This window comes from Paenibacillus sp. WG02 (assembly GCF_055396115.1).
This window is the reverse complement of sequence record NZ_AP036016.1, coordinates 3,649,806-3,663,624: the sequence shown is the minus strand read 5'-3', so window position 1 is coordinate 3,663,624 and position 13,819 is coordinate 3,649,806. Positions and strand designations below refer to the sequence as shown.

At 45.5% G+C, this 13,819-nt stretch carries 10 protein-coding genes and 2 pseudogenes; all 12 read right to left on the bottom strand.

The annotated features are described in order from the left end of the window. Positions 1 to 122 precede the first annotated feature (122 nt). Positions 123 to 905, bottom strand: a complete 783-nt coding sequence (sigG, locus tag ACBP55_RS16200; RefSeq protein ID WP_029196509.1) for an RNA polymerase sporulation sigma factor SigG — start codon at positions 903 to 905, stop codon at positions 123 to 125. A gap of 161 nt (positions 906 to 1,066) precedes the next feature. Further along, a complete protein-coding gene (sigE, locus tag ACBP55_RS16195; RefSeq protein WP_029196510.1) occupies positions 1,067 to 1,789 on the bottom strand; it encodes an RNA polymerase sporulation sigma factor SigE in 723 nt (240 codons plus the stop codon). A 185-nt stretch (positions 1,790 to 1,974) separates the two neighbouring features. Then, positions 1,975 to 2,898 (bottom strand): sigma-E processing peptidase SpoIIGA, encoded by a 924-nt coding sequence (gene spoIIGA / locus ACBP55_RS16190; RefSeq protein WP_464652781.1) that lies wholly within the window; start codon positions 2,896 to 2,898, stop codon positions 1,975 to 1,977. Positions 2,899 to 3,132: 234 nt separating this feature from the next. Continuing rightward, a pseudogene (gene ftsZ, locus ACBP55_RS16185) lies at positions 3,133 to 4,255 on the bottom strand (cell division protein FtsZ). A 30-nt stretch (positions 4,256 to 4,285) separates the two neighbouring features. Next, a complete protein-coding gene (gene ftsA, locus ACBP55_RS16180; RefSeq protein ID WP_464652780.1) occupies positions 4,286 to 5,533 on the bottom strand; it encodes a cell division protein FtsA in 1,248 nt (415 codons plus the stop codon). 276 nt (positions 5,534 to 5,809) lie between these two features. Further along, complete coding sequence (locus ACBP55_RS16175; protein ID WP_464652779.1) at positions 5,810 to 6,718, bottom strand: cell division protein FtsQ/DivIB; 909 nt, start codon at positions 6,716 to 6,718, stop codon at positions 5,810 to 5,812. Positions 6,719 to 6,815: 97 nt separating this feature from the next. Further along, positions 6,816 to 8,084, bottom strand: a complete 1,269-nt coding sequence (murA, locus tag ACBP55_RS16170; protein ID WP_464652778.1) for a UDP-N-acetylglucosamine 1-carboxyvinyltransferase — start codon at positions 8,082 to 8,084, stop codon at positions 6,816 to 6,818. Between the two features lie 15 nt (positions 8,085 to 8,099). Then, complete coding sequence (gene murB / locus ACBP55_RS16165) at positions 8,100 to 9,005, bottom strand: UDP-N-acetylmuramate dehydrogenase (RefSeq protein WP_464652777.1); 906 nt, start codon at positions 9,003 to 9,005, stop codon at positions 8,100 to 8,102. Positions 9,006 to 9,209: 204 nt separating this feature from the next. Continuing rightward, positions 9,210 to 10,280, bottom strand: coding sequence for an undecaprenyldiphospho-muramoylpentapeptide beta-N-acetylglucosaminyltransferase (locus ACBP55_RS16160; RefSeq protein WP_464652776.1), 1,071 nt, complete (start codon positions 10,278 to 10,280; stop codon positions 9,210 to 9,212). Positions 10,281 to 10,287: 7 nt separating this feature from the next. Further along, positions 10,288 to 11,386: pseudogene (gene spoVE / locus ACBP55_RS16155) on the bottom strand (stage V sporulation protein E). 98 nt (positions 11,387 to 11,484) lie between these two features. After that, entirely contained in the window at positions 11,485 to 12,879 is a 1,395-nt protein-coding gene (murD, locus tag ACBP55_RS16150; protein ID WP_464652775.1) for a UDP-N-acetylmuramoyl-L-alanine--D-glutamate ligase, read from the bottom strand. A gap of 3 nt (positions 12,880 to 12,882) precedes the next feature. After that, positions 12,883 to 13,818 carry a phospho-N-acetylmuramoyl-pentapeptide-transferase gene (gene mraY / locus ACBP55_RS16145; protein ID WP_036633572.1) on the bottom strand — a complete coding sequence of 312 codons (936 nt, stop codon included), beginning with the start codon at positions 13,816 to 13,818 and terminating at the stop codon, positions 12,883 to 12,885. Position 13,819: the final 1 nt, after the last annotated feature.

Below are 13,819 nucleotides of genomic sequence, written 5' to 3'. Positions count from 1 at the left end.
ACGAATCTCATTAGGATTTTTAACTGATTTTGTACTAGTATATGTGCGGTCTGGGCAAAATGTCCTGAAAACCAAAAAAAGACCTTCACGGCTTGTCACAGCCGATCCAGTCTTTATGTTAATTACGATTTCACATGTTTCTGCATCTGACAGATGGCTGATTTCTCAAGTCTGGAAACCTGCGCTTGGGAAATGCCGATCTCATCGGCAACCTCCATCTGCGTTTTCCCTTCAAAAAAGCGCATGGAGAGAATCATCTTCTCCCTGGCATTAAGTTTACGCATCGCTTCGCGAAGAGCAATTCCTTCAATCCAAGACATGTCCTTATTGCGCTCATCACTAATCTGGTCCATGACATAAATGGGATCTCCGCCATCATGATAAATCGGTTCAAATAGCGACACGGGGTCTTGAATGGCATCAAGCGCAAATACCACATCTTCCTTAGGCACATTAAGGGCTTCGGAGATTTCATAGATCGTAGGTTCGCGTGAATTCTGATTCGTCAAGCTGTCTCTGACTTGCAAAGCTTTGTAAGCAATATCTCTTAAGGAACGAGAAACGCGAATCGGGTTATTGTCTCGTAAGTAGCGGCGAATCTCACCTATAATCATCGGTACAGCATAGGTTGAGAACTTGACGTTTTGACTTAAATCAAAGTTATCAATGGCTTTCATCAAACCAATACAGCCAACTTGGAAGAGATCGTCCACATACTCTCCGCGATTGTTGAACCGCTGGATCACACTTAGAACCAACCTTAGGTTCCCATTGACCAATTTCTCTCTGGCAGATCGCTCCTGTTTCGTCTGCAAATCAGAGAACAGTTCGCGCATTTCAGCATTGGTCAGAACAGGCAGTTTGGCGGTATCAACACCACATATCTCAACTTTATTTCGGGTCACCGTGATTACCTCCCAAGGAGAAACATTACTGTTAATTATCCCCGTGAGCGGTTGATTTATTCCTGTCCTATCCTGGATGGAGCTACTTGACAAAAGGGTTTCGACTCGCTCCCTCCCGTGACTGCTGAACAATTTCGACATGACCCGTCAAAAAATATTTTTCAGACCATCTTATTAAATTCTTTGCGAAGCCTTTTGATAATACGCTTTTCCAATCTGGAGATATACGATTGTGAAATGCCAAGCAAGTCAGCGACGTCCTTTTGCGTTTTTTCTTCCCCGTCTTGAAGACCAAAACGAAGCTCCATGATGATGCGTTCACGTTCTGTTAACTTATCCAACGCTTTATGCAGCAGTTTCCGATCTACCTGTTCTTCAATATTTCTGTAAATCGTATCATTTTCGGTCCCTAATACATCAGATAACAGAAGTTCATTTCCGTCCCAATCAATGTTCAGTGGTTCATCGAACGAAACTTCCGTGCGTATTTTACTGTTTCGTCTTAAGTACATGAGAATTTCATTTTCAATACAGCGCGAAGCATATGTAGCTAGCTTGATCTTTTTCTCCGGGTCAAAAGTATTCACTGCTTTGATGAGGCCAATGGCACCGATAGAAACCAAATCCTCGATATTGATACCAGTATTTTCGAACTTTCTAGCTATATAGACAACCAATCTCAGGTTGCGCTCAATCAGCATAGCTCGTACTGCGGCATCCCCGGACGGTAACTTTTCCAATAAGTACTCTTCTTCTTCTCTCGTAAGCGGAGGCGGTAACGCTTCACTACCACCAATGTAGTAGATTTCTTCGCCTCTGAGACCTAATAGCATTAAAATACGATAATACGCTAGTTGAAAGAGCATTTTCCACTTCAAGAACATGTTAGTTTCCTCCTAAGAGTTTTGCGTATGCAAAACTGACTTCGTAAGCATTCGCTGAGTTTTCCGTAGGAAAACTTTCATCGTAAACATATGTTGAGTTTTGCTGCTTAGCAAAACATATTTCCTAAATCAAAGAAAGTTTTTATCGTATCTTATTGCTATATGTACTCCTCCGTTTGAAAGCGCTACCCTGCTGAAATTAAAGCTGGATGGATAATCGCTTGATAAGAACCGTCGCTGCAAAGTTTTCCTCCGTCGAGTCCGATAAGCACCTTTGACGCTTCAATTTGCAAATGATTATGGGTGATCACCACCTTATCCGGTTTAATGGCCAGCATGAATTGGGTATTTCGATTAACGCCACGGTAAGGCACGAGACGCAATCGGTCTTGCCAAACAAATTCTTCGACACCCAAACCACTTATGATCTGATCGACATCAGCCGATCGAATCCTTTGGAGCCATTCTTCAGGCAATACATCCCCCCACTCAGACACTTCCATTACCATCACAGGTGTTCGTGTCAACGGATCATACAATTGATTACCCGTATCAATTAAACCTTTGCAAGAGGCTGAATAATCACCCACATGAATCGTTACTTCCGCCAAATAAGAGGTCAACACCTCACGCTGTTTCGAACTCTGAAACACCGTTCTGAACCACCACAACAAAGGTAACAGCAACACGAGCACAAACAGGATACCTCCAACCTGAAGCTGAAACATGGCCACACCTGTTTGCGTAAACACAATCCCATCCATCACATCGGATGAGGATGCCATCACATAATGAATGCCGAATATTCCACCGGCTACAGCAAAATTCACTAAAAGGAACGTTCCGATGTTTCTCAATAAATTTTGTAAGGAGCCAAACCCAAAAGCAGTCATAATCATACCGATACAGAACATACATTTCACAGAAAATGTAAAAAGAAACAACGGAACTGGTAGGAACATAATGACCACATAGGAAGCTCCTAAAACCGACGAACCTACGATTCTCCACCACTTGAACGATATTTTCCGTGTTTTAGCCGTTACGATAAGCATGGCCGCATCCATCAGAAAGTTCAGCAGGAAAATGAGATCCGCATAGACGACCACAATTTCCTCACCTCCAAGACGGATGCTTTTATAGTAATTTTTCTGACGAAACTTTAAGGTTCTAAATCAGTATAGGGGAATCTAATTTCAAAGTCTGTCTAAACTTGCTAGTAGGATGATACTTTTTTTGTCAGTTGACGCGGCCTATCTCAAGCTAGAAAAGCCCTAAGAACAACAAAAAACCGAAGCTCCTACATCATGTAGGGCTTCGGCCTCTTTACAATTATTGTGTAATTATTTGTCGGTATTGCGCCCGCGATTACGAAGAAACGTCGGAATATCTAATTGATCGTTAGATGGTTGTGAACCAAAAGGTTTCAAGTTGTTCAACCGATTGTCTGGAGCAGGAGTTTCTGGTTGACCCGTGCCAGGACGTTTGATGGGTTGATGAACAGGTGCAGCCTTATGCTCGAAACCAGTTGCAATAACAGTAACGAGAATTTCATCCTTGAGTTTATCATCGATGACAGCTCCGAAAATCATGTTCACTTCGATATCCGATGCAGATGCAACGATATCAGCTGCTTCATTGACTTCGTACAAGCTGAGATTCACGCCGCCCGTAATGTTCATTAGAACCCCGCGAGCTCCTTCAATGGAAGTTTCCAACAAAGGACTGGAGATCGCTTTCTTAGCTGCTTCAGCTGCACGATTCTCACCTGTTGCAACACCAATACCCATGAGGGCCGAGCCGCGTTCCGTCATAATCGTTTTGACATCCGCAAAATCCAGATTGATAAGTCCAGGTACAGCGATTAAATCTGAGATCCCTTGTACACCTTGACGAAGCACGTTATCTGCTTCACGGAAGGCCTCAAGCATAGGAGTCTTCTTATCTACAATTTCTAATAGACGATCATTCGGGATAATAATAAGCGTATCTACCTTCTCTTTCAATGCTGCAATACCTTGCTCAGCTTGCAAAGAGCGTTTGCGTCCTTCGAACGTGAACGGACGAGTAACTACACCTACCGTTAAAGCTCCTACTTCTTTAGCGATTTCGGCAATAACCGGTGCAGCCCCCAGTACCCGTACCGCCACCCATACCTGCCGTAACGAATACCATGTCTGCGCCGCGAAGCGTATTTAGAATTGTCTCCCTTGACTCTTCTGCCGCTTTCTTACCTACTTCAGGGTTCGCACCTGCACCAAGACCGCGTGTTAGTTTATCCCCGATTTGTAATTTATGTACAGACTTAGCTAAGTGTAAAGCTTGAGCATCTGTATTAACGGTGATAAACTCCACGCCTTTAACACCGTTCTCGATCATACGATTTACTGCATTGCTACCGCCGCCACCAACACCGATGACTTTTATTTGAGCCAATTGGTCCAAATCCATATCAAATTCAAACATGTGAGTCATATCCCCCTAACTTTGCATTCACTAAATAAATTCACTGAAAAAATTCTTTACCCGTTCAAGAAAACCTGGTTTATTACTTTCGGAGGATTTTTTTGCTGTTGACTTCGTTACTACTTTCTTAGAGAAACCCGAATTCCGATTTTTCATGTATTTGGATACGAATTGAATGATGCCAACTCCACTAGTGTAAGAAGGATCGCGTACTCCAATAAAGTCAGGAACAGCGATGCGTACAGACGTTGCGAGTTCAGCTTGTGCGACTGCAAGTATGCCTGGCATACAAACAGTTCCGCCTGTAAGCACATAACCACCAGCTAAATCACCATATCCCAAACGATGAACTTCCGCACGGATCATTTGGAAAATTTCTTCAACACGGGGTTCAATGATATTCGCGAGGTCTACTTGCGAAAACTCTTTTTCCACATTGCTTCCCATTCTCGTAACCTTAAACACTTGATCGGGCGCTGAATCTTCAAGAGATGCACAACCGTATTTCAGCTTTATTTTCTCTGCGATTTCAAGCTGAGTCCGGAGACCAATTGAAATATCATTACTGATGTACTCGCCACCGATTTGAATCGTCGATGTAGCCACAAGATTACCTTGTTCAAATACAGCAATCGTTGCTGCCCCTGCTCCTACATCAACCAGAACCGTTCCAACAGCTTTCTCATCCTTCGATAAGGCTAACTGTCCAGATGCTAGCGACATCAGGATGAGGCCTGCAACCTTCAGTTCGGATTTTTCCACAACACGGATTAAATTATGTATCCCTGTCTTCGCTCCAGTGATAATTGTCGCTTCCACTTCTAAGCGAACACCAATCATGCCACGAGGATCATTAATGCCTTCTTGTCCATCTACTAAATATTGCTTAGGTACAACTCCAATAATTTCACGTTCGGGAGGTAATGCGATGACTCTGGCCGCCTGAATAACACGATCGATATCCTCTTCTCCGATTTCTCGGTCTTCATTAGAAACAGCGACAACACCATGACTAGATTGAAGAGCAATATGATTACCTGAAATTCCTACGTAAACCTCGGAAATTTGTACGCCGACCATTCGTTCAGCATGATCGACAGCGCTGCGAATGGAATTCACAGTTTGATCAATATCAACGATTGCGCCTTTACGAATACCCTCTGACTCGGCAGATCCCACACCTATTATATTAATGGTTCCGTTTACGACTTCCCCAATAATAGCTCGAACCTTGGATGTACCGATGTCTAAACTAACAATGATGTCATTGTTGCTCAAGCCCCTGGCACCTCCTGTAACTTGGGTAATAAAGTAAATTCCTCACAAATACTTTTATACGTATTCCACACAACCGCCATATTCCCTCTTTTTTCTACATTTTTTTTGCCAGTAAAAAAAGTCGTTTACATATCTAGTCTTAATGATGAGAAAATGAGATGAATCCTATCTAGTAATTATTTAAAACATCTTAGGAACTGATAGATACCTATTTAACCATAAATCTAATTTTAACATTATTTCATGTGATTGAGTAGCCCATTAAACGTTTTTTTGTCAGGAAGGACGCGCTGTTTCCTTTGGCGGTGATTTGGGCGTCGCTTTTGGAGTCGGCTTTGGGCTTGACTTACCCCCATCTTTGTTCGAATCAGGTGTAGGACTCGGGGAATTGCTCCCAGCCTTCTGACCAGATGGATTGTTCGCATCATTTTTGGACTCTTCATTCGGTTCGAATGGAGCGTGATACTCTACTTCTAGCATTTTGATAACACCACTCGTAATATGATCATCTTGTAAGCTTGCTATATAGGCAGGCAAATTGTCAATTTTCTCAGGTAAATAGGCAATGGTTGTATAGACTTCGAATTGAGATCTTGTATAAAGCTTGATCTTGTCTGGGTATGGTTCCGACGGGTCCGGTTTAATTTCGGATATGTCAGATAGCGCACTCTCCGGGATTTCACCGAGCACTTTGCAAAGTGCGGCCTTGTTCGGATCGCCGTCTGTCCACCCTGTCAGAATAGGCATGTCCAATGGAATGTTGCTTGCAGTAAGCTGCACGACAGCGCCATCAGCCAGTACAGCCTGCTTCTTGCCATCTGCTCCAATTTGGAACGCGACTTTAGGGAATTCTTCCACAGTAATACGGATAATGCCTGGAAAATGCTTCTTCACGACTGCCGTTTTGATCATGGGCATCTTGGCAATACGCTGCTGGATAGCCTGTGAGCTAACGGCGAAAAAACGATCACCGACGGCAATTTGACTAGCTTGTCCAATGGCTTCAGATGCCATAAGTTCATTTCCTTCAACTTCAATGGCACTAATTCGGCTAAGGGAGGATTGAAAAAACAAAATGATTAGAACCGTGATAAAAAAGACGAACAAAAAAATCAGCAGCTTCCGATTCGTACGCGCACGCGGCTTTGGAACAGGCAGAGCGGGTACTTTGCGGTCTTCAGACAAGATGGGCACCACCTATTATTTTCGTATAATAAACAAATGAAAACCGTGTATCCCCACCTGCAAGCAGGAAGGGATCAGCGGAAGTCATTCAAACATTCTACTCGCTTGGGACGGGTGATTGGCGATGCACGGAGGCTCCCAACATGGAAAGCATATGTTCAATTCTATCATAGCCTCTATCAATATGATGAATTTGCTCAACGATCGTTGTACCATGCGCAGCCAGACCGGCAATGACAAGTGCTGCACCGGCTCGCAAATCAGTCGCTTCCACCGTTGCTCCATATAACCTCGGAACCCCTCGGATAAAGGCTGAGCTCATATCTACACGGATATCCGCTCCCATGCGGGAAAGCTCATCAACGTGTTTAAATCTACCTTCGAATATCGTTTCTTTCATTATGCTCAGTCCATCTGCTAGAGATAACAGCACCATGACTTGCGATTGAAGATCCGTTGGAAAGGACGGATGCGGCGAAGTAACAATACGTTCGACTGCCTTCGGTCTTGTCGGACAGCTTACATGTATTATATCACCGTCCGTGATGATTTGAACACCTGCGCGCTTGAGAACATGAATAACCGAGGTTAAATGAGCAGGGTTCACTCTTTCGAGTGTAATGTTTCCTTTGGTCGCAGCAGCTGCAACAAGGAATGTTCCTGCTACAATGCGATCGGGTATGATGCGATATGCACAAGGAGATAATGACTCCACTCCGCGAATCGTTATGGTGTCCGTACCTGCGCCAATAATATCGGCGCCCATCGCGTTCAGGAAGTTTTGCAAATCCTGAATCTCAGGTTCACGGGCAGCATTGTGAATCGTTGTGATGCCTTCTGCTTTGACAGCAGCCATCATAATATTTTCCGTAGCCCCCACACTGGGGAAGTCTAGAACAATCTCGCTGCCATACAGTGAATCTGCGGTGCAAACAATCTTGTTGGCGAATTCTTCAATGTTGGCTCCGAGAGCCTGCAAACCTTTAAGGTGCAAATCGATTTTACGTTCGCCAATTGCGCAGCCACCTGGTTGATATACGGTAACACTGCCGAATCTAGCGAGTAGCGGACCCATAAGAAAGATGGAAGAACGCATCTGACCCATCAATTCTTCTGGGATATGAGAGGAATGAGCTGTGGATGTTGTGATAGATACCGTATCCCCTTGCTGCTCAGCACGACAACCCAGCGCGCGAAGAATGCGCAGCATGGTGTCGATGTCGAGCAAATTAGGAACATTATGCAGGGTATGAGTGCCGCTAGTCAGGATGCAGGCTGCTAAGATTGGTAATGCGGCGTTTTTCGCGCCGTGTATCTGGATGGCTCCCGTAAGAGGTCTTCCACCTTCGATAACGAGCTTCTCCAAAGTTCCACCTCCGATTTACCTCTCACCCATCACCAGAACTTCCGGTACTAGCGATATGCCGTACTGTTTCTGTACGATTTGCTGTACCTCGCCTATGAGAGTGAGAACGTCCTCGGCTGTAGCATCTCCGGTATTAACAATGAAATTGGCGTGTAGCATAGAAATTTCAGCTCCACCGACTCGTTTGCCTTTCAGGCCAGCTTCTTCAATAAGCTTAGCTGCGAATCCCCCTTCGGGGTTGCGAAATACACTTCCAGCGCAAGCCAATTGAAGCGGTTGTGTGCGGAGGCGCCGATCCCGGTAAGCCGCCATGGCTCCCGCAATTTCTTTGCGCTCTCCAACCTGTAATTCAAAGACAGCTTCCGTTACAATGCCGGGCAATGTTTGCAGAATCGAATGTCGATAGGCATACTGCAAATCCTCCGCCTGCATCGTGACCAATTCCCCTGTGTCCAGGATGACTTCAGCCTGCTTGAGTATGCGTGACACATCGGACCCATGAGCCCCTGCATTCATGTAGACGGCGCCTCCCACAGAACCGGGAATGCCCGAAGCAAACTCCAGTCCGGTTAAACCTTCTTTGGCCGCTAGTACGGACAATTTAATGAACGAATAGGAACCACCTGCGTAGACCATCGCACCATCAAAACGAAGCGTTTCTAACGCATTGCCAAGTTTAATAACGACCCCTCTAATGCCTTTATCACTTACAAGCAGGTTAGACCCTCTACCGATAACCGTCCATGGAACACCGCGTTCATATAGAAATCGGATGACAGCAGCTACCTGCTCTTTCGTTTGGGGGATAACGAGGCAATCAGCCGGACCGCCGATTTTCCATGTCGTATAAGGGGCTAGTCGTTCATTCGTTCGAATCTCGCCAATATTTGCTGCCTGTAAGTCGGATATTAACTGTTGCATGGGAAAACCTCCTTCACAGAACGTAGGGCGAAATTATCTTGAAAAGCAGATTCAAGCATCATAATTTCATAATACGGACCGAGTCGAAGATGGCCGGTCTTCGTTGTTTGGCGCCATATTAAGCCTTAGGTGTCTGTCACGGTTATAGTGTAGTTTATGTAAAATCGGATAGAGTGTGACAATCGCCTATTCGGTTTAGCAAATTCAAGTCGATAAACGATAGGTTTCAATCAGTTTTACGATCGATGCAACCGCATCGCTATCTTTGCGTGACTGCATCGCTGCCTTGTGGGTCTCTCGATTCGCATGAAGAGCTTCCACACGCTCTGCGAGCTTATCGGCAGTTAAAGCCTCCTCTTGCAAAACATCTGCGTAGCCAGCTTTCTGAAACGACTCTGCATTTAGAATCTGGTCGCCACGACTTGCCTGCAGTGATAATGGAATGAGCAGCATCGGCTTTTCCATGACTAAAAATTCATAAATCGATGTGGCGCCAGCCCTGGAAATAACCAGGTCTGTCATTGCCAAAATATCCGGAAGCTCCTCATTCAAATATTCAAATTGTTTATATCCTCGGGTATTCGCAAGCTCTGACGCAATATTGCCTTTCCCGCATAGGTGTACGATCTGAAACTGAGCTAATAATCGTTCTAGGCTGCCTCTGACGGCTTGGTTAATCACTTGTGAGCCAAGGCTGCCGCCCATCACCAAAATGACCGGTTTTTGCGAATGAAAATCACAAAGCTGGTAAGCGCGTGACGCTTTACCACTGAGAATGTGTTCACGAATCGGTAAGCCTGTCAGTTCAGCCTTGTCTCTTTGAACATGCTGTAAGGACTCCGGGAAGGTCACGCAAACCTTGGTTGCAAAAGGTATTGATATCTTGTTCGCAAGCCCAGGCGTTATATCCGACTCATGAATAATCACCGGAATCTTGTTCATCCGACTGCCTAGAACGACCGGGACGGAAACGAACCCGCCCTTCGAAAAGACGATGGCGGGCTTCAAACGACGGAGCAATCTATAAGACTCATAGACGCCTTTCATCACTCTAAAAGGGTCTTTGAAATTTTTCAGATCAAAATATCGACGTAATTTCCCAGACGAAATGGAGTAAAATGGTACACCTTCGCGTTCTATGATGTCTTTCTCGATGCCCGTAGCTGAACCTATGTATTTTATTTCCCAACCTAACTGCGCAAGCTTATGCATCAGTGCTATGTTAGGTGTAACATGTCCTGCGGAGCCTCCTCCGGTAAAGACAATCGTTTTCATTCCCCTGTCACCTCGAATAGCGGGATATATTGAGCAGGATGCCGACGGATGTCAGCATAAGCGTCAATGAAGACCCTCCTGCACTTATGAATGGCAAAGTAATGCCGGTTACCGGGAACATCCCGATAACAACACCAATATTAATAATGACTTGTACGGCAATCATGCCGATAATGCCAACAGCAATCAAACTGGCAAACGTATCCGGCGCTGTAATAGCTGCCCTCATTCCGCGCCACACAAGAATCGTAAAGAGCAGCAGCACAAGCGTACCGCCGATAAATCCAAGTTCCTCAGCAATAATGGAGAAAATGAAGTCCGTTTGCGGCTCTGGCAAATAGCTGTATTTCTGGCGGGCTCATGCCTAGGCCAAGCCCTACAAGGCCTCCCGGTCCAATCGCATAGAGCGATTGAATCGACTGATAACCTGCACCTAAAGGGTCCTGCCATGGATCCAAGAATGCTGTAATTCGCTTCAAACGGTATGGAGCGGCAATGACAAGCCCGATAAAACCCGCAACCCCTATCATACCTAGATACGAGAGATGAAGCAATCTCGCCCCCGATGTATAGATGATGAGCAGCGAAGCTCCGACGAGAACGGCACCTGTTCCAAGGTCAGGCTGCAGCATAATGAGACCGAACGCTAAGCCCATGATGCCAAGCGGCGGCAATAATCCTTTTCTGAATAGGGTTATTTTCGCTTGGTGTTCAGATAACAGGTTGGATAGAAAGAGAATCATCCCAATTTTCATAAATTCGGACGGTTGAATACCGAAGGCACCAATCCCTAACCAGCTTCGAGCCCCGCCTCGTACAACCCCGATGCCGGGAATCAGCACAATAATCAACATGGCAAAGCAAACAAAAAGCGCGACTCGGGCAAATCTTTTCCAAACTAAATAATCAACATTCATCGTAAAAAACATGGCGATTACACCCAAAACAGCAAATATAAATTGACGTTTCAAGTAGTATAGGGAGTCGCCAAATTCGCGAAACGCAAGAACACTGCTAGCGCTGTAAACCATAATAACGCCAATTGTCAAAAGCAACAAGGTTGGAACAATAATCCAAATGTCAGGAGCGGACCGTGCTTTACCCATAACAGACACCTCTTCGTGTGTTGTGGGCGTCATCCTTGATACATATCAGCAAGCAGCGCCAGTAACGCCACAAGTCAGTCTATGTGGATAAGCCCTATTTAAAGGTTATGCACGGACTCCTTAAACATGCGTCCCCTGTCCTCATAGGAGGGGAACATATCCCAGCTTGCACAAGCAGGTGAAAGTAGAACAATATCTCCGGGTTCACTCATTTGCCAGGCTAGCTGAACGGCTTGCGACACCGCGTCCGCTGCATCCTTAGCAGTATCGACGGTTTGAATGCGGCTAATCCCTGCCAGCTCGGCAATATGTATAATTTTCTCTTTCGTTTGTCCTAGGGTAACGATACCTTTAATCCGCTCACGAAAAGTAGGCAGAAGTTCCATGTAGTCCGACCCGCGGTCCAAACCTCCTGCAATCAGAATAACGCGCTGGTTGAACGCCTCAATCGACTTAATCGAAGCCGCTGCATTCGTCGCTTTGGAGTTGTTATAGAAGGTCACACCCTTCAGCTCTCTAACGAGCTCCAGACGGTGTTCTACGCCTTGGAAGCTTCTAAGCACATCTGCTATGGCATCTAGCTGAACACCCGCCGTAATGGCCGCTGCCGCCGCTGCTAGCGCGTTCTCAACGTTAAAGCTGCCCGGAATCCCCATTTCTCTAGCCGGCATAATCGATTGCACTTTGCCGAGTCCGTTTGCGTAAACGATGACCTCAGTTTCTACATCGAAGTAAACGCCAAAAGCGAGCTTCTCTTTCATAGAAAACGGGAACAGCTTAGCCTTCAGACTAGGAATTAAAGACTTACACACCTCATCATCCCAATTCAGGATTGCCGTATCTTCTTCGGTTTGATTTGCAAATATTTTAGCTTTCGAAGCGATATAATCATCCATGGAACCATGATAATCCAGATGAGTTTCGTACACATTTAACAAAAGTGCAATTGTCGGTCGGAACGAAGTCGTTCCTTTCAGTTGAAAGCTGCTGAGCTCAACAACCATCCAGTTATCAGCTGTAACTTCAGGCGCAGCCTCGGTTAATGCTCGCCCAATATTACCCGCTACAACCGGAGATAAGCCAGCTGCATCCAGCATTAAACCAATCAATGTTGTCGTTGTGGTCTTGCCGTTCGAACCCGTTATACCAATAATCGGAGCTTCACAAAATTGATAAGCAACCTCAACCTCCGTCACGACCTCGATTCCAAGCTCTTCTGCTTTGCGAATTGGCTCTACCGAATACGGAATTCCCGGGTTCTTCACAACGAGAGAAATACCTTCATGAACCAAGGACTCCGGATGAAAGCCGCATACAACAGAAATACCCAGAGCCTCTAATTCGTCGGCTTCAGGGCATGCGCTTCGCTCTTTTTTGTCGTTGACCGTGACTAAGGCTCCTTTTTGATGAAAAAGCTTAGCCGCAGCGACTCCGCTGCGAGCCAAGCCCAGAATAATCACTTCAAGTCCACGATAATCCCGCGGATGTTTCATGCTCTACAACACCTCATTCATATATAATCCGAGTACAGCAAGCACGAGGCCTACGACCCAGAATGTGATAACAACACGCCATTCCGACCAGCCAACCAATTCGAAGTGGTGATGGATCGGACTCATTTTGAAAACACGCTTGCCTCTCGTCTTGAAAGAAACAACTTGGATCACAACAGAGAGAATCTCAACCAAGAATACACCGCCGACAATAGCAAGCAGCAGCTCAGCTTTGGTCAAAATGGCAACAGCCACTAGGCCTCCGCCAATCCCAAGCGATCCTGTGTCACCCATAAATACTTTAGCCGGATGCGCATTAAAAACGAGAAAACCGAGTACGGCCCCAACCATGGCTGCCGAAAAAATAGCTGCTTCCGGCTGCGTATTATTCATTGCAATAACCGTATAAGCACCAAATGCAATGGCACTTGTCCCTGCAAGCAGCCCATCAAGACCATCTGTAAAATTCACCGCATTCGATGCACCCAACATCAAAATTGCCATTATGGGAAAGTACAACCAGCCTGGGTTAAAGTGGAACGCTACAAATGGAATATATAAGTCCGTGCTGTGTCCTTGCATGATAAGCAGGTAACAGACGACAGCGGAGATCAAGAGCTGACCGAACAGCTTTTGTTTCGCTGTAAGTCCGAGTGAGCGTTTGAAAATAATTTTGATATAATCGTCGAGAAAGCCAACTAGTCCATAGCCTAAAGAGGCTATTAACAGGATGAGAAGATCCGTATTTTTGTCGGCAAAACGAAGCGTAGCAAGGGCCAGCGCGAGTAAAATAATGACTCCGCCCATCGTTGGCGTCCCTTGTTTTTTGAGATGTCCTTGCGGACCATCCTCACGTATTTGCTGCCCGAATTTCATACGCCGCAAAATGGGTATAAAAAGCGGTCCCATAATAAGCGCAAGTACAAAAGCTACGCCCATC

Excerpts from the sequence above, each read along its gene's own strand:
- sigE (WP_029196510.1), bottom strand. The coding sequence starts at position 1,789 with ATGTTCTTGAAGTGGAAAATGCTCTTTCAACTAGCGTATTATCGTATT.
- murB (WP_464652777.1), bottom strand. The coding sequence starts at position 9,005 with ATGCAACAGTTAATATCCGACTTACAGGCAGCAAATATTGGCGAGATT.
- ACBP55_RS16160 (WP_464652776.1), bottom strand. The coding sequence starts at position 10,280 with ATGAAAACGATTGTCTTTACCGGAGGAGGCTCCGCAGGACATGTTACA.
- murD (WP_464652775.1), bottom strand. The coding sequence starts at position 12,879 with ATGAAACATCCGCGGGATTATCGTGGACTTGAAGTGATTATTCTGGGC.
- mraY (WP_036633572.1), bottom strand. The coding sequence starts at position 13,818 with ATGGGCGTAGCTTTTGTACTTGCGCTTATTATGGGACCGCTTTTTATA.